The sequence below is a fragment of the Nocardia transvalensis NBRC 15921 genome (assembly GCF_000308875.1).
GTDB classification, from domain to species: Bacteria; Actinomycetota; Actinomycetes; order Mycobacteriales; family Mycobacteriaceae; genus Nocardia; species Nocardia transvalensis.
This window is the reverse complement of record NZ_BAGL01000028.1, coordinates 22,357-43,310: the sequence shown is the minus strand read 5'-3', so window position 1 is coordinate 43,310 and position 20,954 is coordinate 22,357. Positions and strand designations below refer to the sequence as shown.

The window sequence follows — 20,954 nt, the reverse complement described above, 5'->3', positions numbered from 1 at the left end:
GTTCGTCGGTCGGCGTGCGTCGCTAGGGGACGAGTCTATCGGTCGCCGGGATACCGCCGCCGTTGTCACAGGCGTCGGTTACCGTGGCTGGCTATGACCGAGAACCGACTCAGTCCCGGCGACACCGCGCCGGTGTTCACCCTCCCCGATGCCGACGGCAAGGACGTATCCCTCGCCGACTACCGCGGCCGGAAGGTGATCGTCTACTTCTACCCCGCCGCCAGCACGCCGGGGTGCACCAAACAGGCCTGCGACTTCCGCGACAGCCTGGCCGAACTCGACGGCGCCGGCATCGACGTCGTCGGCATCTCCCCCGACAAGCCCGCGAAGCTGGCCAAGTTCCGCGACAACGAGAAGCTCACCTTCCCGCTGCTGTCGGATCCCGACCGCGAGGTGCTCGGCGAGTGGGGCGCCTACGGCGAGAAGACCATGTACGGCAAGAAGATCACCGGCGTGATCCGCTCCACCTTCCTGGTGGACGAGCAGGGCAAGATCGAGCTGGCCCAGTACAACGTCCGGGCGACCGGCCACGTGGCCAAGCTGCGGCGCGACCTGTCGGTGTAGGAGAGACGAGAACGGCCCGGGACGCGATGTCCCGGGCCGTCGGCATGCTCACGGTCAGACGCGCGGCACCATCAGCGCCGCCCACTGGACCATCATCCGCCAGTGGTTCTCCCACCACTGGCCGAATTCGGCGGTACCGACCGCCGGGGGCACCGGCTCGCCCGGGAACAGCAACGAACTGTCGGGCGACCCGACGGGCACGGTCGGGGCCGGGACCACCGAACTCGGAGCCGCCGGTGCCACCTCCGCGTCGGTCTGCTTCACCAACTGCTGCGGATGCCCGGAATCCTCGGCGTCGGAATCGAATCCGCGGATTCCCGACCACTGCGGCCCCCAGCTCACGGCGGAGGGGTCGAGGGTGACCACATCGGTGGACGCCTCCTCCGCGGGCGCCGCCTGATCCGACGCGCCGGGTTCCGTGCCGTGCTGTTCCGCGGACTGGCGGCCCGGCGCCGCGACGGCCGCCGGGAAGGCCCTGTGGGTCTGGGCCGCGATGCGGGCATCGGTCAGCGTCGGCGCGGATTCCGTCCGCGACTTGCCGGACGCCTGATAGACGCCGCCGACCACCAAACCGCCCGCCAGCACGCTCGCCGCCGCGAATACCGCCGTGGTGGCGTGCGACCGCCGGGAACGCCCGCCCGTCGCGACCACGCTCGCCTCCTCGGGCTGCGCCACCAGTGCCGCGCCCAGGGCCGAGCCCGCCACCGCGACCTTGCACGGGACGACCGAGGCCCCGAATCCCTTGCCGAGCGCCGCGGTGACCGCCGGGTCGCCCGCCGCGGAACCGATCAGCACCACCGCGTCGGGGCTGACGCCGGCCGCCTCGAACTGGTCCCACGCGGCGGTGACCGCCGGGCGCATCGTCTCCGGAGTCACCGTTCCGGCCGTGGTGAGACCCGCGACCACCCGGACACGGTCCGGGGAGATCAGCGAGAAACCCTGATAGCCGGGCACGACCTCGCAGATCACCAGGTGCTCGAACCCGTCGACCCAGCTCATCGCGCGGGCCAGCGCCAGGTGCGCGGATTTGGCCGAGACCAGCGAGGCCGTGCGCCACGACGTCGACGCGAGGCCGGTGACGACGGCGCGGCGCTCGCCGGAATCGCGATAGGTGACCGCGGCCCCGGCGATCTCGTAGTCGGCGCCGATCTCGGCCTCGAGGTCGTCCAGCACGGTTTCCACCGCTCGGGCCAGGCCCCGCGGGTCGTCACCGGGGATCCGCTGGGTCCGCTGGTGCAGGATGCGCTCGGGCAGGTGGCCCGCCCCGCCGAGGAGAGCCACCGCCCGCACGGCGCCGCGCTCTGTGGACACGCCGAATGTCACCACTAATCGAGCCACCACTGGTCAGCCTTCCGACATATAAGGGGACGCATACTCGGTTATGTGTTCGTCACCACACCGAGCACCGGATGGGTTATGAACCGGAGGCAAACCCGAACCCGACGGCGGCGCCGCGTGTCATCAGCGTGTCGGTACCGTTAGCCTGGGTAGGTGGTGGAAGCGCGCACGGCAGCGAGGTCGAACCGACGTGCGGACCCCGCATTGGAATTACAGGACGACCCGCAAGAGCTCATGCCGCGGCGCCGTCCCACCCAGGAACGCAGTAAACGCAAGTTCGACGCCCTGTTGCAGGCATCCCGGGAACTTCTGGTCGAGGTCGGTTTCGAATCGTTCACCTGCGAGGAAGTGGCCGCCCGGGCCGAGGTGCCGATCGGCACGCTGTATCAGTTCTTCGCGAACAAGTACGTCATCGTGTGCGAACTCAACCGGCAGGATCTGGTGGCGGTCTCGCGCGAGCTGGCCGACTTCCACGGCGAGATCCCGTCGATGGACTGGCTGCGGCACATGAACAAGCTCGTCGATCATCTCGCCGATCTGTGGATGACCGATCCGTCGCGGCGCGAGGTGTGGCTGGCGATGCAGTCCACCCCGTCCACGCGGGCCACCGGCGCCATCCACGAGAAGGAGTTCGCCGAGGTGGTACAGCAGATGCTGCGCCCCCTGATGCCCCGCACGCCCCGCGCCCGCCGCTCGATGATGGCGCAGGTCCTGGTGCACGTGGTCTATTCGATGATGAACTTCTCGGTCCAGGACGGCCTCAGCCACGAGGCCGCCGTCGCCGAGCTGAAGCGGCTGATGGTGGCGTATCTCCTGGTGGCGGAGAAGGATTCGCGTAGTGGGGGGCAGGGGGAGGAGTAGGCCCCGGCCAAAAGCATGCCGGGGCAACAAAGGTTCTCGTTTCCGGCACGCTTTTGGCCGGAATCCCCAGCGCTGTCAGGACTCGATGAGGTCGGCTAACTCGCCCGGATCCTCCAGCACCACCATCGCCGCCGCCGTGTCCCCATCGTGAGTCAACGACAGGTGGACCCGGACTCGGGGGAGGAATTCGGCGGCGAGGCCGTGGAGTTTGATGCTGGGGCGGCCCCAGGCGTCGTTGACGACCTCGATGAGCGGGTAGGGGTTGTCGCCGATCTGCGGGCTGCGGGCGAAGCGCGAGGAGGCCCACGCCTTGAGCACGGCCTCCTTGGCCGCCCAGCGCGCCGCGTAGCTGCGCGACGGGTCGGTGCCCTTGCTCTCGCAGTAGCGCCGCTCCCCCGCGGTGAAGCTCTCCCGGAGCATGGTGGTCCCGGCCTGCTTCAGCTGCTCGGCGAAGTCGGAAATGGTCACCAGGTCCAGCCCGATCCCCAAGATGGTCACAGTGTCGCAACTCCTCACTCGTCGATTCGCACGGAACATACCAGCGCGATGCCCGATTTCCGGGGACAACGGGACAATGCGCTGGGCAAGCGCCATACGACGAAACCGCTGCCGCGCATACTTCCTTGCGCGGCAGCGGTTTTCATCGGATTACGTTACCGGCAGGCGGGACCGCCGTCGGCGACGTAGGTACCGTCGGCCGCCAGCCGTGCCCGCTCCGACAGAAGCATGTCGGCTTCCAGCTGGCGGATCTGCGGCGCGGGGGTGCCGTCCGCACCCAGGCGGCGGTCGGCCGGGCGCTCGTACAGCGGGGCGCCGCCGCACATGGCCTCGGTGAACCGCTGGCGGCCGTTCAGCTGCCGCTCCTCGGCCCGGCGCAGGTACTCCTCGCGCCGCTGCGGGTCGATGGCCTGGACGAAGGCCTGCGGGTGCACGATCGCCAGCAGGCCGGACACGTGGCCGAAGCCGAGCGAGGTGACCAGACCGGCCTTGAGCGCGAACCGATCTCCGAACCGCAGCGGTTCGCGCGCCCACACCAGGTGCGGGTACTCCCGCATCTTCTCGTCCACACAGTCCAGGCTGCGGTTCGGCGGGATCACGCCCTGCTCCAGCACCTGGCACAGGCCGATCAGCTGGAAGGCCGCCGCGCCGCCCTTGGCGTGCCCGGTGAGCGACTTCTGCGACACCACGAACAGCGGGGCGCCGTCGGTGCGGCCCAGCGCGCCCGCGAGCCGCTCGTGCAGCTCCGACTCGTTGGGATCGTTTGCGGCCGTGGAGGTGTCGTGCTTGGACACCACCGCCACGTCGTCCGGAGTCACGCCCAGCTTGCGCAGTTCGGCCGCCAGCTTCGACTCCGCGCCACCGCGCCCGGCGCCCAGCGCGCCCAGGCCCGGAGCCGGAATCGAGGTGTGCACGCCGTCGGCGAAGGACTGCGCGTAGGCGACCACGCCCAGCACCGGCAGGCCCATCTCCACCGCGATATCGCCGCGAGCCAGCAGAACCGTTCCGCCGCCCTGGGATTCGACGAATCCGCCGCGCCGGCGGTCGTTGGCCCGGGAGAAGTAGCGGTCGCTGATGCCCTTGGCGCTCATCGCCGCCGAATCCGCGGTGGCCGACATGTCACCGAAGCCGACGATGCCCTCGATACCGAGATCGTCGTATCCGCCGGCGACCACGACCTCGGCCTTGCCGAGACGGATCTTGTCGACGCCCTCCTCGACCGACACCGCCGCCGTGGCGCACGCCGCGACCGGGTGGATCATCCCGCCGTAGCTGCCCACGTAGGACTGGACCACGTGCGCCAGCGCCACATTCGGCAGCGCCTCCTGCAGGATGTCGTTGGCCCGCGGCTCGCCCAGCAGGTTGTCGATGTACAGCGAGCGCATCGAGGACATGCCGCCCATGCCGGTGCCCTGGGTGTTGGCCACCAGCGAGGGGTGCACCCAGCTCATCAGCTCGGCGGGGCTGAAGCCCGAGGACAGGAACGCGTCCACGGTGCAGACGATGTTCCACAGCGCGACCCGGTCGATCGAACCCGCCATATCCGCCGAGATGCCCCACTTGGTGGGATCCCAGCCCGACGGGATCTGGCCGCCGACGGTCCGCGACAGCGACGCCTTACGCGGCACCCGGATCTCGGTGCCCGCCTGGCGAGTTACCTGCCAGTCGCCCGACTCGGGGACCGGCGTGATGACCGTGTGGTCGGGGTCGGCGGCGTAGAACGCCCGCGCCTCGGCCTCGCTGGTCACCACGAACGACAGGTCCTTGTCCAGGAACACCGACGTGAGCAGCGGCGAGGTGTTGTCGACCATGGCGCCGTCGTCGCCGTAGCGGCGCACGCCGCAGCGCTCGACCACCGTGTCGTGGTAGCGGTCGGCCACCTCCGACTCGTCCACGTACTCACCGGATTCGGTGTCGTACCAGCCCGGCTTGGGCTCGTTCTCCCAGGTGACCAGGCCCGTGGTCCACGCCAGCTCGAGCACGCCGGCCGCCGACAGCTCGTCGGAGACCTCCATCTCGAAGCGGGTGCGCGCCGAACCGTACGGGCCGAGCTCACCGGCGCCCACGATCACGACCATATCGGCGAGATCGGCTGTCACCGAACCCCATTCGGGCACCGGCAGCGCCGAGGTCTGCGTCGGCGGGGCGGGCAGCGCCGCGATGGTCCGCCCGGCGGGCTCGGCGTCGTCGGCGACGGCCTCGGCCTGCTCGGCCTCCTTGGCCAGCGCGGGCAGGTCCAGCTTGGCCCGGGCCAGGCCGCCGGTCAGGTCGATCTCCTCCGGACCGGTCGCGGTCGCGAGACGGGCCCGGCTGGTGCACCACTTGAGCAGTTCGTCGGCGATCTCGCCGGTGGACCAGGTCTGGACACCGGCCTTCTCGACCGCCGCGACCAGCGGGTCGTTGTGGCCCATCAGCCCGGTGCCGCGCACCCAGCCGATCAGCGCGTGCACCAGGGTGACCCGCTGCGACCACGACTTCTCCACGCGCCACTTGGCGACGACCGCGTCCAGCGCGGCCTTGGACTCGCCGTAGGCGCCGTCACCGCCGAAGATGCCGCGGTTGGGCGAACCCGGCAGCACCACATGGAGTTTCGCGTCCACGTCGTGGTCGGCGCCGATACCCGACAGCCCGCCGATGAGCCGTTCCACCGACCACAGCAGGACCCGCATCTCCATCTCGGCGCGGGCGCCGGCGTCGGCCAGATCGCCCGCGACGCGCGGGGCCGCGAACGGCATCAGCAGCGTCGGGGTCAGCGCGGGCTTGACGAGCACCTTCGCGCCGCCGGCGTTGTCGGTCTGCTCGTTGCCCACCCAGTCGATCAGGGCGTCGACGTCCTGGTAGGAGGCCATATTGGCGGGCACCACCCACAGCGCCGCGCCGTGGCGGGCGTTGTCGCGGTAGAGCTGCTTGTAGAACGCCAGGCGGGTGTCGTCGAGCTTCGAGGTCGTGACGACCACCGTCGCGCCGCCGCCGAGCAGCCGCCCGGCGGCCGCCGACGCGATGGAACCCTTACTGGCGCCGGTGATCACGGCGACATCCGAGGACCAGGCCCCGGCCTGCTCGCTGTCCAGCGCCGCCTCGGCGATCCGCTGGTAGACACCGGCGAGCACCGAGCGGGCTTCGGCCATCGCGCGCTGCCGCCACCAGTTCGCCTGCGCCGCAACGGCTTCCCCGGCGCCGATGTAGCCCTCGACCGGCAGTTCGTCCAGCCCGGTGTCACCGGCGAGCCACAGGCGCGCCAGATCCTCGCGGGCGGTGGCCCAGCGGTCGTCGATCAGCACCGCCTTGCGGCCGTCGAACGCCGGGGCGACCAGACGCGGCCAGTCCGAACCGAGTTCGGCCGACACCAGGTCCACCAGGGAGTCCTCGGTCGTCTCGGGGGCGGAGACCTTCTCGTCGAGGCCCAGCTGCTCCAGCACGACCCGGGCCGCGGTGGCCAGCACGCCGTCGCGGCCGGTGATCTGCTCGGTGAATTCGCCCAGTGCGGCGGCGTCGACGGTGGCGCCACCGCCACCACCGGCGGCGGGCAGCGAGACGCTGACTCCGCGCCGGGCCGCCACCGACTGCACGGCGGCATCGATCGCGGCGTCCACCGCGGCGCCGTCGCCGAGCGCGCCGGATACCAGGCCGCCGAGGTCGCCACCGCGCACGCTGGCGCCCTCGCGGGTGCCGAGGGACACCTCGGCCGTCACGTGGTGCGCCCAGCCGTCGCCGAGCTCCCAGACCTTCTTGACGCGGTCGGTGATCGCCGCCGGGCGCTTGCCCGAGGGCCCGAACACCTTGCGCAGGTGGTCGCCGACCGCGTCCGACAGCACCGAGCCGAACGGCTTGTAGGTGCGGGCCAGCCGCTCGACGGTCGCCGAGAGCGCGCCCATATCGGCGTCGGCGGCGCCGTCGATGGCGCCCAGCGACAGCTCCGAGCCGAGGTCGACCAGGAGTTGGTTACGCCGCGAGGAGACCCCGTCGCACAGGCCCTCGATGGTGTCCACCGGGCCGATCTGGTCCAGCCGCAGCTTGGTCCACAGGGCGATGAGCACCCGGGTGGCGTCGGCGGCGGTGAAGGGGATGTCGTCGGGGCGGGGACCACCGGAGGCCGGGGCCGGAGCCGGGGCAGCGGCCGCGGGGGCAGCGGCCGCGGCGGCCGGAGCCGCTTCTGCCACAACCTCTTCCGGCTCCTCCTCCGGCGCCGGATCAGTATCGGTGGAGTACACCACGCCGGCCTCGCGCTCGATATTGAGCACCTCGACCTTGGCGGTGGCGAACTGCGGCAGCTTGAGCGTGTTGGTCGCCAGGTTCGCGACGGTCGGGGTGGCGGCCAGGCCGATCTCGACGAACCGCTCGACCGCGAGCCCGCCCTCGGCCGGATCGCCGAACAGCAGGTCCTGGGTCTCGATCCAGCGCACCGGGCTGGCGAACTGCCAGGCCAGCAGTTCGATCAGGACGACCCGGCACAGCTCGGTCGGACGCGCCGACCAGTCGTCCCAGTTCTCCAGCACCCGCGCCAGCGGCTCCGACGGCACCAGATCGGCGATCTCGGCGATGAAGTCGCGCTCCAGCGAGAACGGCCGCGGCACCAGGTTCGGAATGTAGCGTCCGGCAAGGATTTCCGGATGCAGGTTCTCCGGCAGCAGATCCTCGAGCTTGTGCCGGAACTCCGGCACGCCCTTGCGCAGCACGGTGGAGTGGAACGGCACGTCGATGCCGGGCACCAGCACGAAGGCCCGCTTACCGCCGAATTCCGCACGGCGGCGCTCGATTTCGGCCTCCAGCTCCTCCAGGCCCTTGACCGTGCCGGCGATCGCGTACTGCGAGCCGCGCAGGTTCAGGTTGACGACCTCCAGGAATTCTCCGGCACGCGCTCCGACCTCCGCGACGAAGTCGATGACCTCGGCGTCGGGCAGCCCGATCTGCGACGGACGGATGGCGGCCATCCGGTAGTCGCTGCGGCCCTTGGCATCCCGCGGCACCAGCTCGTGCATCGCCGAACCGCGCTGGAACACCACCTCCAGCACCGCCTCGAGCGGCAGCACTCCGGCGACCGCGGCCAGCGCGTTGTACTCGCCGACCGAATGCCCGGCCAGCATCGCGCCCTCGACGAACGCCCCGGCCTCCCGCAGTTCGGCCACCTGGGCGACGCCCAGGGTCGCCATGGCGACCTGGGTGAACTGGGTCAGGTGCAGAACACCCTGCGGGTGACGGTATTCCACGCCGCGCGCCTTGAGGTAGGTCGGGTTGTCCCGGACCACGGCGAGGATGGAGAAGCCCAGGGTCTCGCGGGTGTGCTTGTCCGCGCGGTCCCAGACCTCCTTGGCCGCCTTCGACCGGGACCGGGCGTCCAGGCCCATCCCCTTGGACTGGATGCCCTGGCCGGGGAAGGCGTACACGGTGCGCGGCGCGGCCACCCGGCCGGTCGCGGTCATCACCAGGTCACCGGCCGCGCGGCAGGACACCTCGACGATCTCGCTGCCCTGGTCGACGGCGACGCGCTCGACGCGCACGTCGATCTGCGCGCCCGGGCGCACCATGCCGAGGAAGCGGGTGGTCCACGCGGTCAGAGACCGTGCGGGAACCGGGGATTCGGGGTCCACCGCCGACACCGCGTGCTGCGCGGCGGCCGAGAGCCACATGCCGTGCACGATCGGGCTGCCGAGTCCGGCGAGCCGGGCGGCGTTGTCGCTGGTGTGGATCGGGTTGTGATCGCCGGAGACCGCGGCGAACGCGGCCATGGCGCGCGGGGCGACCATGGTGAGGTCGCGGCGGCGACGCCGGGGGGTGTCGGTGGCGTTCTCGGAGACGGCGCCCGCGGCCCGCGGCGGATCGGTCAGCTCGCCCTCGCCGGTGCGGCCGCGAATGGCGAAGCGCTCCACCAGCGTCGCCACGGTCGGGGTGTCGAGTCCGTGGTCGCGCATGACGCCGACGGTGACGCTCACCTCGACGACGCGGCCCAGGTCGGTGTCGAGAACCGGGCCCGATTCGGCGCGCACGGTGAGAACCGCCGCGCTGTCGGGCAATTCGCCGGTGAGCCGGATGCGGTGGTCCAGGTGGACCAGGTCGAGCATGCCCTCGATGACACTGCCGCCGTCGGCCGCCCGGGTGGCGCCCAGGACCGCGAAGACAGCCGGCCAGCAGGCGCCTACGAGCACGTCCGGCACCGAGCGGCCGATGGTGCTCAGCGTGGCCGGGAGTCCGGATCCGGTGACTCCGGCGTGGTCGGCGATCATATCCGGGGTCCAGGCCAGGTTCACGTGCGCGACATGGGCGTCGCCGGCGGACTTGACCTCCGGCAGCGACTTCCCGGCGGCGACGGCCAGCAGCGCCGACATGGCGGCTTCGGCGTCGTCCTCGGTGATCACCGGGGCGCCGCCGTTGTAGACCGACTGCGGCACGGTCATGCGGATGCGCACAGTCTCGCGGCCCAGCAGCGGCACCGACAGTTCGACGTAGGCGGTGTCGGCGTCGGGTCCGTCGGTGGCACTCAGCGTGGCGCCGGTCGGCGGGTGCACCGAACCCTTGCCGTTCATGGTCCACTCGCCGAGGTCGCCGAGCCGGTGGATCGGGTTGATCGTGGTGCGCCCGGCCCACTGCACGTCCGGCGCGGCCAGCACGACATCGATCGCGCCCGCGGCCACCTCGACGCGGCGGCGGCCCTGGACCGCCTTCGGGGTCACGCCGTCACGCATCAGCGCGAAGGCGGTGTTCTGCTCGAACCGGTCGAGCAGTTCGCCGACCGGCTCGTCCACGCGGGTGATGCCGGCGACGGCGACGGTGCCCGGAATGACGCACACCTGGTCGGCGGAGTAGCGCGGATCGTGGGCCTGCCACAGCGAATCCGACCGCCACCAGCGCCGCACGTCCTGATCGACGACCGGCACGAAGTTCACCGGCTTGCCGGGGGTCTTGCACAGCGAGACGAAGAACGGCACGTCGGCCGGGTGCAGCACGGTCTCGGCGGCGGCCGGGTACTGCTCCTTCAGCGTGCAGATCGCCCGCACCGGCTGCTCGAAGACGGCGTCCTCGGCGAACAGGGTCGCGATCTCGCCGCGGTCGGCCGGGTTGAGCCGGGATTCGGTGCGGCGCATCATCTCCGCGAACCGGTCGCGCCAGGTGATGTCGAGCCACACCGAGCGGGTGGCGTCGGTGATGGCGTCGCCGAGGTCGCTGCCGCAGTCGAAGTCCTTGCGGCGGTCGAGGCCGACCGCGAGTTCGACGTAGCGCTCCAGCCACTCCAGGTAGGTCATGGTGGCGACGTCGCCGAAATACGGCTTGGCGGTGCTGTCGAGGGCCGCGATGATCTCCTCGCGGCGCTCGGCCACGGCGTCGGCGTCGCCGGCGACCTCGTCCAGCAGGCGGCCCGTGCGCGAGGCCGAGTTGTCGATCTCGTGGATGTCGGCGCCCAATTGGCTACGGCCGGAGGCCATTCCGCCGGTCGCGGTGCCCGCGCCGACCCAGTCGGGGGTGCCGGGGGTGTCGACCAGCAGCTGCTTCACCTCGGGCGCGGTGGTGGCCTCGAGGGTCGCCATCGCGGCGGTGCCGACCAGCACGCCGTCCAGCGGCATCGACGGATAGCCGTGCGCCGCCGACCATTCGCCGGTCAGGTACTCGGTGGAGCGCTCGGGCGTGCCGATGCCGCCGCCGACGCAGACCACCACGTTGGCGCGGTTGCGCAGTTCGGCGTAGGTCTCGAGCAGCAGGTCGTCGAGGTCCTCCCAGGAGTGGTGGCCACCGGCGCGGCCGCCCTCGATGTGCATGATGACCTGGTAGTCCGGCACCGCGTCGGCGATGCGCAGCACGGCGCGGATCTGCGCGACGGTGCCGGGCTTGAACGCGACATGGGTGATGCCGACCTCGCTCAGCTCCTCGATCAGCGCCACGGCCTCGTCGAGTTCCGGGATGCCCGCGGTGACGATCACGCCGTCGAACGGGGCTCCGGCCGAGCGGGCCCGCTGCACCAGCCGCTTGCCGCCCAGCTGCAGCTTCCACAGGTACGGGTCGAGGAACAGCGAGTTGAACTGCACGGTGCGGCCCGGGTGCAGCAGCGTCTTCAGCTCGGCGACGCGATCGGCGAAGATCTGCTCGGTCACCTGGCCGCCGCCGGCGAGTTCGGCCCAGTGGCCCGCATTCGCCGCGGCCGCAACGATTTTGGCGTCGACCGTGGTGGGGGTCATACCCGCCAGCAGGATCGGCGAGCGGCCGGTGAGGCGGGTGAACGCGGTCTCGACGCCGACCCGGCCATTGGGCAGGCGCACCGGCTGGGGCGCGAACGACGACCACGCCGGCGCGACCTCGGGTGCGGCGCCGGGAGTGAACAGGCTGCGCTGGCCGGGGCGGGTGGCGGCCGGAACGGCGCCCACGCCGGTGCCCTTCAGCGAGCCCTGGGTGAGGCGGGTCAGCAGGTCGCCGGGGCCCAGGTCGAGGATCCAGTGCGCACCGGCGTCCACGACCTCCTCGACGATGTGCACCCAGTCGACCGGGTCGACCAGGATCTCGCGGGTCAGGCGCGCGGCCACGGCGGTATCGATGCCGCACTGCTCGGCCCACGTGGTCACCAGGTCCACGGTGTCGGCCAGCGCCGGGTGGTGGAAGGCCACCTCGACCTGGATGTCCTCGAAGACGGGGGCGAACACCGCGCCGCCGCGCTTCTTCGCCTCGCGGTCGCGGGTCTGCTCGTCGTGGATCTCCGCGCAGCGCCGGCGCACCCGGTCCAGCTGGGACACCGTGCCGGACAGCACGACCCGGCGGCGGCCGTTGCGAATCGACACCGCCGCGGCCACATTCGGGTCGACGCCCTGCGCGACCTCGGCCACCACGGCCCGCAACTGCTCCGGGTCGACGTTGGACACCGCCACCATCGGCGACTTCTCGCCCACCGGGATCAGCCCGCGGCGGCGCGCCACCAGAGTGGCCGCGGCGCCGATCAATTGGGCCAGCGCGAGCAGTTCGGCGTCGCGGGCGCCGTGCGCCTCGGCCGCCTGCGCGGCCAGCAGGCCCTGCGAGTGGCCGACGACCGCGACGGGCGCGTGCTCGGCCGGGTCCAGCCCCTGCAAGCGCAGCGCCCGCAGCGCCGCCGCCTGCGCGAGGAAGACGCCGGGCATGGAGATCGCGGCCGAGCGCAGCACCTGCTCCGGCGGCGCGGCCGAGACCTCGTCCTGGTCCGGGTCGGCAAGGTCGTCCTCCAGCATCCAGCCGATCGGGTCGAAGCCCATCGGCCGCACGACCAGCAGCTGCGCCGCCACCGGTTCCAGCGTGTCCGCGGCCTCGTTCACCAGAGCGGTCAGCTCCGGCTCCAGCGCGCTGTCGCGTCCGATCTCCTCCAGCTCACCCAGCCATTGCGCGCCCTGCCCACCGAAGGCCAGTGCATACGTCTCCCCGGCCAGCAGCCGGTCGAGCAGTGACGACTTGATCGCCGAATCCGAAGCTCCCCCAACAATCTTGGCGCTCGATCCGGTCTCGGTGCTCTCGTTGATCGTCAAGACGTTCGACTTCCTTACTCGTGGCGGCCGGTCCCTCGTGGGGGCCGCTGTCCATGCGCAGGTGTCCCTCGCCCCTGAGGACCTGATGAAACCCGAGGATCGCACAAATCATGAGGAAAGCCTCACGTTTGTCGGCCGCCCCCTACGACTACCGCCGAGTATTTCGGTACTGACGTACAAGAACAATCCGAAACATGACTCTCCCTCATGTTTGAAGCCGCTGGTCCGGCCGGTTACACCCCTGTAGGAAAGTTGAGGGTTCCTCACATTGCCCGTTATCTAATTGTTATAATTGCAGGTGGGGTTACTCGTGGGTACGAAACGCCCACGGGGAACTTCATGATGTCGGTCAAGCCCGGTAGAGTTTGGACGGTCGTACCAGCACGCGCGAGTGGCGGAATTGGCAGACGCGCTGGATTTAGGTTCCAGTGTCCTCGGACGTGGGGGTTCAAGTCCCCCCTCGCGCACAGATACCCGGCAGATCCGCCGGGTTTGCGTGCCGCACCGCATCGTGATCAGGCCGGCACGGCCGAGATTGATTGCTTCTGTCCTGGTCGGGCAATAATAGGTCCGTGAAATCTGCTGCCGGGCCAGGTCCGGCTGATTGTTCGCCCGTACCGACGGCGGGATCGGGGGACGCGCCCGCTGCGGTGGGTAGTTTCAGGTTCTGGTTCGGCACGCAGCGGTGGGAGTGGTCGGCCGAGGTGTACCGGATGCACGGGTACACCCCGGGGCAGGTCGAGCCGACCACCGAACTCGTGCTCTCGCACAAGCATCCCGACGATCGTGATCACGTCGCCGAGCTGATCACGCGTTCGGTGGCCGAGGGTGAACCGTTCTCGAGCAAGCACCGGTTCCTGGACACCGCGGGCTGCGAGCACACGGTGATGGTGGTCGCCGACCGGATCCTCGACGAGGACGGCGCCGCGATCGGCACCAGCGGCTACTACGTCGACCTCACCGATACCCTCGACGCCGCCGAGCAAGCCGTCGTCGCGACGGTGCTGCCCGATGTGATCGCCAACCGCGCGGTGATCGAGCAGGCCAAGGGCGTGTTGATGCGCATGTACGGCATCACCGCCGAGCAGGCGTTCAAGGTGCTGGTCTGGCGCTCGCAGGAGACCAACACCAAACTGCGCGCCATCGCCGCGCAGGTGCTCCGCGATCTGCCGTCCGTCCCGGCCCCGCCCCGGGAGACCGTCGGTGCCTTCGACCACCTCCTGCTCACCGGCCACCTGCGCATCCCACCCGAAGACCGCTGACAGGGCCGGCACAACAACGCCGCCGGGCACATTCCGCCCGACGGCGTCACCTTCACCGTGCCGGCGGACGAGGGGCGGGCTGGAACAGTTCGACGAAGTTTCCGGACGGATCGGCGAGCAGGATCTGTTGTCCGCCAGGGCCGTTGAGGATGTCGTTGCGGAAGGCGACGCCGGCCGCGCGCAGCCGCGCGACGTCGGCGGCGAGGTCGTCGACGACCAGTTGCAGCCGATTCCAGCCCCCGGGTCCGGGGACGGCGCCGTCGGGCATCGGCCGCGCCGCGGAACTCCCGGGCCCGGCCAGCAGCAGCTGTAGCGGGCCGCGCACCACCGCGGCGAAGGCCGGGGAGGCGTCGAAGTCGACGGCGAATCCGAGATGGGCGGTGTAGAACTCGACCGCCGCGGCCACGTCGTCGACGAGGTAGCGGATGCGGGCGAGTTCGGACGGTGCGGTCGTGGTCATGGCCGGATCTCCTTGTTACTGACCGAGGGAAAGGGCGGGAACCCGAGACGGGTGTCGAGTTCGGTTGCGAGACTGCGGAATCGCGCATATGTGGCGCGGTCGGTGTCGCCGGTGGCGGCCGGATCGGGCAGGCTCCAATGTGTCGCGACGGCGCGGCCGTGGTCGCGCGGCACCTCACGAACCTTGTCGCACAACGTGATCACGCAGTCGAAGCGCCGGTCGGCGACGGCGTCCAGCGGCCGCGGTCGTTGCGCGCCCAGGTCGATGCCGTAGTCCTCGCGCAGCACTCGGACCGCGTTCGGATGAATCCGCGGTTTGGGATGGCTGCCCGCGCTCGCGACCCGGATATCGGTCACGCGGTGCCGCAACAGTGCCTCCGCCATCGGCGAGCGGGCACTGTTACCGGTGCACAGGAACAGCACCGAACACCTCGCGGGCCATTCGCGCGGACCGGGAGCCAACGCCGGATGCAAGGCGGAGGCCGCCTCTCCGAACGCGGCCGCGCACCGGGAGAGGTCGAGGTGGTAATAGCTGTCGCGGCCGTCGAAACTGCTGCGGCGCGCGCCGACCAGCCCCGCCGAACGCAGCAACCGCAGGTGATACGACACCAGGTTCTGCGGTTCCCCCACCGCAGCCACCAGCTCCCGCACGCGGCGATCGCTCGCGGCCAGCTCGGTCATCAACGCCCACCGCAGCGGATGCGACGCCATCCGCATCAGCAACGGGACCGGATCTGTCGTTCCCACCTTCCCGAGATTACATCAAAATGGTTTGATGTATATACCTCGATCGCCTCTCAGGAGCACACTCATGCCCGAATCCGCCCCCGCGCTGCGACGTCGGCTCGGCGTATTCGACGCGGTGGTGATCGGGCTCGGCTCGATGATCGGCGCCGGAATCTTCGCCGCCCTCGCGCCCGCCGCGGCCGCCGCGGGGTCGGGATTGCTGATCGGTGTGGCGGTGGCGGGAGTCGTCGCCTACTGCAACGCCACCTCCTCCGCACGGCTCGCCGCCCGATATCCGGCGTCCGGCGGCGCCTACGTCTACGGGCGCGAACGCCTCGGCGAGTTCTGGGGATACCTCGCCGGATGGTCCTTCGTGGTCGGCAAAACCGCTTCTTGCGCGGCCATGGCGCTGACGGTCGGCTCCTACCTGTGGCCCGCGCACACGCACGCCGTCGCCGTCGCCGCCGTCGTGGCGGTGACCGCGGTCGACTACTTCGGTGTGCACAAATCAGCACTGGTGACCCGGATCATCGTCGCGGTGGTACTCGCCGTCCTCATCGCGGTCGTCGCCACCGCGTTCGGCGCACACACCGCCGACCCGGCACGCCTGGCCGTCGGCTCGGACATCACGCCGCACGGCGTGCTGCAAGCCGCCGCGCTGTTGTTCTTCGCCTTCGCCGGATACGCCCGGATCGCCACCCTCGGTGAAGAGGTCCGCGACCCCGCGCGCACCATCCCCCGCGCCGTCCCGCTCGCCCTGGGCATCACCCTGATCGTCTACACCCTCGTCGCGGTCGCGGCACTCACCGTCCTCGGTCCGCACGAACTCGCCCGTGCCACAGCACCATTGGCCGACCTGGTCCGCACCGCCGGATTTCCCGGCCTGGCACCGGTCGTGCGCGCCGCGGCCGCACTCGCCGCTCTCGGAGCACTGCTCGCACTCGTCCTCGGCGTTTCGCGCACGACCCTCGCCATGGCCCGCGACCGGCATCTGCCTCACGCCCTGGCCGCGATCCACCCACGCTTCGGCGTGCCCCACCGCGCCGAACTCGCGGTCGGTGTGATCGTCGCCGCGCTCGCGGCCACCGCCGACCTGCGCGGCGCCATCGGGTTCTCCTCGTTCGGCGTCCTGGCCTACTACGCCATCGCCAACGCCTCCACCTGGACCCTCGCTCCCGGCCGGCGCGTCATTCCCGTTGCCGGGGCACTCGGTTGCCTCGCCCTGGCCTTCGCCCTCCCCCGCGCCTCCGTCATCACCGGCGCCGCGGTCCTCGCGCTCGGGGCACTCGTCTACGTCGCGCGCCTGTCCGAGCGTCGGGCCGTGCGGAATTCGTAGGCGTCGGTCTGTCCACGGAGGCCACCGAAAAAACGGGTGGCGCGCGACTGCGGCCGTTGCTATCTTTTCGGAGGCCGTGCCGGAGAACGAGGAGGTGGTACCCGTGAACGCAGTATCGACATGGGTGCTCCCCTCAGGGGTCACGGTCGGGCGCTAGGTCGTCCGGGAGCGCCGTCCAACAGCACTCCCGAAAGGCACGACCGTGCAATTCATTTCCGAACAGCGCTTCGACGACGGCGTCCTCGAACGCGAATTCACCCTCGGCGAGATTCCCGGCATCCTGTGGACGCCCGGATCCGCATCCGAACCGGCACCGCTGGTCCTGATCAGCCCTCCCCCTCTCGGGCTGCGCAAGTCGTATCCGCGCCTGCTGGCCCGAGCCCGGCATTCCGTAGCGGAGGGCTACGCCGTGGCCGCCATCGAGCTGCCCTGGAGCGGTGACCGGCCGCGTTCGGCCGCCGCCGATGAGGCCCTCGCCGACCTGCACCGGGCGCTGGCGGCCGGCGGGCCGGTCGATGACGAGATCGTCGACCGGCTCATCCTCCCGCTCGTCGACAAGGCGGTCCCGGAATGGCAGGCGACCCTGGACGCCCTGCTCGCGCTGCCCGAGATCGGCGGCCCGGTCGGCTACTCGGGCGGGGTGATCTCCATCGGCGCCCGGCTGGCGGTCGTCGAGCCGCGCATCGCGGCCGCCGTTCTGTTCGCCGGGAGTTTCGTGCCTCGCGCCATACTCGAGGAGGCCCGGCAGGTCACCATTCCGCTGCTGGTCCTGTTGCAGTGGGACGACGAGGGAAACGACCGGCAGCAGGCCCTGGACCTGTACGACGCCTTCGGCTCCAAGGAGAAGACGTTGTACGCCAATATGGGCGGGCACACCGGCGTCCCGCGGTTCGCCGGGGAGGAAGCGAGCCGATTCTTCGCCAGGCACCTGAACTGAGGCCGGGCCGTCAGGCCGGCAGACACTAGGCGAAGTCGGCCAGGATGCCGCTACCCGACTCGTGCCGCCGCGTTCTCGTTCCGTGCCCGCAGCAGCGCGGGCCGATGCTTGCCGTCGGAGAACCAGTGGTGCGAGCCGGGCTTGCGCGCCTCGGTCGCCAGGTGCTTGATACCCGCCTCGCAGGCGAATTCCTTCAGCTTCTTGCCCGCGAGCCCGCTGAAATACAGCCGCATCGCGGTCTCGTCCTTGTGGCCGAGCTGGTAGATCCCGGCGTCCCGGCCGAAGCTGAGGCACATGGCCGGGAAGGCCAGGTCGATCGGCGTCGGCCGCTCACCCGCGATCCGATCCAGCACCGTGTCGGCGGCGTGGGCGCCCAAGCAGTACGCGGTGTAGGCGCTCATCCGGAACGGCAGATCCGACGGCGCCGACGAATCTCCCGCCGCGACAATCCGCTCGTCATCGATGCTGGTCAATGTTTCGTCGGTGAGCAGCCGCCCCGCGGCGTCCGTGGACAGTCCGCTGCGAACGGCCAGATCCGGCACACCGAAGCCCGCGGCCCAGATGGTGACCTGGCTCGCCAGCGTGCGGCCGTCGCCGAGTTCCACCGCGTCTCTCGTCACCGCCACGACCGGCGCGTCCGGCTCCTCCACGACGGCGACCCCGAGCCGAGTGAGGTACTTACGGGCGGTGCGCCGAGCTTTCGGGTGCAGATAGGGGCCCAGCGGACCGCCACACACCAAGGTCACCTCACGTCCCTGCTCGGCCAGCTCCGCCGCGGTCTCGATACCGGTCGGGCCACCCCCGATCACGGTGACCGCCGCTGCCGGAGGCGTATCGAACAACACCGACCGCAGGCGCTGAGCCGCCTCCAATGTCGCCACCGGATAGGCGAATTCGGCCATCCCCGGCACTCGCGGGCCCGGGACGCCGCTGCCTGCGGCGTAGACCAGGTAGTCATAGCCGATACTGCCGCCCTCCGCCAGTGTCACCGTCCGCGCGGCCGGATCGATCGCCATCACGCTGTCGACAACCAACTCGACGCCCTCGGCCAGCACGTCCCGGAAGTCGACGACCGCGTCATGGGTGCCACCCACCAGCTGATGCAGCCGCAACCGCGGGACGAAGACCGGACGCGGATTGATCACGGTGACCGCCACGTCGCCGCGCCGCGTCAGCCGGTTGGCCGCCATCACTCCGGCATACCCGCCGCCGATCACGACCACGTCGATAGTGCTGTTCATGGTGTCTCTCCTTCGTTCAGAGGGTTCGTGCACAAGACACCGCAGCCACGTCATTCATGACACGTTGTGACGCAGCTCACCGCGAATGCCGGTCACCAGGATTCGATCAGCGGGGCATCGTGCTCGTGCCGGCGCCACTGCTCGGTGACGCGGCCCAGTCGGCGGGGGGCGGCGATGCTGCGCATGCCCGCGATCTTGCCGTCGCGGATCTCCAGGACCGCGACGCCGACGACCCGGTCGTCGAGCGCGGCGAGTACGGCCGGACAGCCGTTGACCACGACGGCATGGATCGACGGCGAGCCACCGACGAGCCGCCGCTTGGCCGGAGACGGTGCGAACCCGGCCCGCACCACGCTCGCGATCCGTTGCGGGGTCGAGTACCGGATCAGCTTCTCGGCCAACCCGCCGAGGCCGTCGGAGACAGCGGTCGCGTCGTCGGTCAGCAGCGCCACCAATCGTTCGGTCCGGCCGGAGGCTGCGGCGGCGATGAAGGCGTCGACGATCCGGCGCGCGGAGGCACGGTCGATGTCGATCGCGTTGCGGCCGACGGTAATCCGGCGCCGGGCTCGGTGGGCGTGTTGCTGGCTCGCGGACTCGGTGATGTCCAGGATGTCGGCGATCTCGGCGTGGCTGTACGAAAACGCTTCGCGCAGAACATAAACGGCCCGTTCGATCGGCGACAGGCGCTCCATGAGGGTCAGCACCGCCAGCGTCACCGATTCGCGCTGTTCGACGGTATCGGCGGGCCCCAGCATCGGGTCGCCGTCGAGGAGTGGTTCGGGCATCCAGGCCCCGGCCGCCCGTTCGCGCCGCGCCGTTGCCGAACGGAGCCGGTCGAGCGCCAGATTGGTGACGATCTTGGTCAGCCAGGCCTCGGGCACCTCGACGTATTCCCGGTCGGCGGCCTGCCACCGCAGGAACGCGTCCTGCACCGTGTCCTCGGCGTCGGCGGCCGAGCCGAGTAGGCGGTAGGCGATCGCGGCCAGCCGATTCCGGCTGGCCTCGAAACGCGCCACGGTGGCAGTGTCCATGCGCGGACCTTATCCGGCGACCAATTCGGTCGAGCGCGCCGCGGTTGTCGCCGCGCGGTACTTGCGGTCCAGCTTTCCGAAGGTCGGATGGCTGATGGCCCAGCCGCTGGTCGCCACGATCGCCGACTTGACCCGCGCCGCGGGCCGGCCGCGCAGGGCCCCGGGTTTCGCGCACGCGTCGCCGTCGACCAGCTGGAAGAGCCCGTCTCTCCGTCCGAGGCTGATGTGGTTGCCGACATAGGACAGCGCGGTAGCCTCGACCTTGCGCCCGGTCAGGTCCCCGATGATCGCAGCCGTCGCCTGGCGGCCGGTGAACCCCGCGGAGGCACAGGACATCGGCAACGGCCGACCGTTGTCACCGACGACGAAAACACTGTCACCGGCGACGTAGACATCCGGGTGCGAGAGCGACCGCATCTGCCGGTCGGTCTCGATCCGGCCGTCGGGTCCCACCCGGAGGCCACTCGCGGCGGCGATCGGAGACGCGGCGAAGCCGGCCGCCCACACGGTCGCGTCGGAGACGAAGGCGGTGCCGTCGGCAGCGATCGCCTCCGCCGCCTCGACGCGCTCGATGCCGGTGTGCTCGTGGACGGCGATATCGAGTCGGTCGAAGGCACGCCGCAGGTGCCGACGGGCCTTCGGGCCCAGCCAGCCGCCCAGTTCACCGCTGGTGGCGAGGCTGACCCGTAGTCCCGGGCGGGCTTCGGCGATCTCGGTGGCGGCCTCGATCGCGGTCAGGTTGCCGCCCACCACCAGCACCGCCCCGCTCTCGCCCAGCTCATCGAGGCGCGCGCGCAGGCGCAGTGCGGACGGTCGCGCCGCCACGGGGAAAGCGTGCTCGGTGACACCCGGAACGCCGTGGTCGGCGGCGGTGCTGCCGAGCGCGTAGAGCAGGGTGTCGTATTCGAGCCGGTCGACGCTCCCACCGTCGGCGACCGTGACGGTCCGGCGCTCGACGTCCACCTCGGTCACCCGCGCCACCCGCAGCCGTATTCCGGTGCCCGCGAACACCTCTGCCAGCGGCCGGTGACGAAGGTCGTGCCCCGCGGCAAGCTGATGCAAGCGCATGCGCTCGACGAAATCGGATTCGGCGTTGACGACGGTGATCTCGAAGTCGTCGGGGTGGAGCCGGCGGGCCAGGTACCCGGCGGAGAAAGCTCCTGCGTATCCGGCCCCGAGAACGACGATGCGGTGCTTCATGGTTCGCTCCTGTCTGGTTCGCGTGCCCCCT

General features: G+C 70.6%; 13 protein-coding genes and 1 tRNA gene. 6 read left to right on the top strand and 8 right to left on the bottom strand.

Annotated features, from left to right (window positions below; genetic code table 11):
* Positions 1-93: 93 nt before the first annotated feature.
* On the top strand, positions 94-564 hold the full coding sequence (gene bcp, locus ON41_RS09385; protein ID WP_040746958.1) for a thioredoxin-dependent thiol peroxidase: 471 nt from the start codon (positions 94-96) through the stop codon (positions 562-564).
* 54 nt (positions 565-618) lie between these two features.
* Here the strand turns inward: bcp and ON41_RS09380 are convergent, their stop codons facing one another.
* Positions 619-1,875 (bottom strand): DUF7159 family protein, encoded by a 1,257-nt coding sequence (locus ON41_RS09380; RefSeq protein WP_157185412.1) that lies wholly within the window; start codon positions 1,873-1,875, stop codon positions 619-621.
* A 261-nt stretch (positions 1,876-2,136) separates the two neighbouring features.
* Between ON41_RS09380 and ON41_RS09375 the strand changes: the two genes are divergently transcribed.
* Positions 2,137-2,763 carry a TetR/AcrR family transcriptional regulator gene (locus ON41_RS09375; protein WP_246461004.1) on the top strand — a complete coding sequence of 209 codons (627 nt, stop codon included), beginning with the start codon at positions 2,137-2,139 and terminating at the stop codon, positions 2,761-2,763.
* 75 nt (positions 2,764-2,838) lie between these two features.
* Here the strand turns inward: ON41_RS09375 and acpS are convergent, their stop codons facing one another.
* Both acpS and ON41_RS09365 read right to left on the bottom strand, forming a co-directional pair.
* Positions 2,839-3,261, bottom strand: coding sequence for a holo-ACP synthase AcpS (gene acpS / locus ON41_RS09370; RefSeq protein WP_040746956.1), 423 nt, complete (start codon positions 3,259-3,261; stop codon positions 2,839-2,841).
* 155 nt (positions 3,262-3,416) lie between these two features.
* The gene (locus ON41_RS09365; protein WP_040746955.1) at positions 3,417-12,731 is read right to left on the bottom strand and encodes a type I polyketide synthase; all 9,315 of its coding nucleotides are present in this window, start codon (positions 12,729-12,731) and stop codon (positions 3,417-3,419) included.
* Positions 12,732-13,116: 385 nt separating this feature from the next.
* On the opposite strand from ON41_RS09365, the gene ON41_RS09360 reads away from it, so the two are divergent.
* Positions 13,117-13,198, top strand: a tRNA-Leu gene (locus ON41_RS09360).
* 183 nt (positions 13,199-13,381) lie between these two features.
* Positions 13,382-13,993, top strand: a complete 612-nt coding sequence (locus ON41_RS09355) for a PAS and ANTAR domain-containing protein (RefSeq protein WP_246829486.1) — start codon at positions 13,382-13,384, stop codon at positions 13,991-13,993.
* Positions 13,994-14,045: 52 nt separating this feature from the next.
* Here the strand turns inward: ON41_RS09355 and ON41_RS09350 are convergent, their stop codons facing one another.
* On the bottom strand, positions 14,046-14,453 hold the full coding sequence (locus ON41_RS09350; RefSeq protein WP_040746953.1) for a VOC family protein: 408 nt from the start codon (positions 14,451-14,453) through the stop codon (positions 14,046-14,048).
* Positions 14,450-15,199 carry an arsenate reductase/protein-tyrosine-phosphatase family protein gene (locus ON41_RS09345; protein WP_246829485.1) on the bottom strand — a complete coding sequence of 250 codons (750 nt, stop codon included), beginning with the start codon at positions 15,197-15,199 and terminating at the stop codon, positions 14,450-14,452. Before ON41_RS09345 ends, ON41_RS09350 begins: the two co-directional genes overlap by 4 nt.
* 64 nt (positions 15,200-15,263) lie before the next feature.
* On the opposite strand from ON41_RS09345, the gene ON41_RS09340 reads away from it, so the two are divergent.
* Complete coding sequence (locus ON41_RS09340; protein ID WP_040746951.1) at positions 15,264-16,514, top strand: APC family permease; 1,251 nt, start codon at positions 15,264-15,266, stop codon at positions 16,512-16,514.
* 202 nt (positions 16,515-16,716) lie between these two features.
* A complete protein-coding gene (locus ON41_RS09335; protein ID WP_040746950.1) occupies positions 16,717-17,451 on the top strand; it encodes a dienelactone hydrolase family protein in 735 nt (244 codons plus the stop codon).
* 50 nt (positions 17,452-17,501) lie between these two features.
* Here ON41_RS09335 and ON41_RS09330 read toward each other — a convergent pair whose 3' ends face one another.
* The 3 genes from ON41_RS09330 to ON41_RS09320 all read right to left on the bottom strand — a co-directional run bounded on the left by ON41_RS09330 (position 17,502) and on the right by ON41_RS09320 (position 20,923).
* The gene (locus ON41_RS09330; RefSeq protein ID WP_040746949.1) at positions 17,502-18,692 is read right to left on the bottom strand and encodes an NAD(P)/FAD-dependent oxidoreductase; all 1,191 of its coding nucleotides are present in this window, start codon (positions 18,690-18,692) and stop codon (positions 17,502-17,504) included.
* 92 nt (positions 18,693-18,784) lie between these two features.
* Entirely contained in the window at positions 18,785-19,723 is a 939-nt protein-coding gene (locus ON41_RS09325; RefSeq protein WP_040746948.1) for a sigma-70 family RNA polymerase sigma factor, read from the bottom strand.
* Between the two features lie 9 nt (positions 19,724-19,732).
* Positions 19,733-20,923 carry an NAD(P)/FAD-dependent oxidoreductase gene (locus tag ON41_RS09320; protein ID WP_040746947.1) on the bottom strand — a complete coding sequence of 397 codons (1,191 nt, stop codon included), beginning with the start codon at positions 20,921-20,923 and terminating at the stop codon, positions 19,733-19,735.
* Positions 20,924-20,954 lie beyond the last annotated feature (31 nt).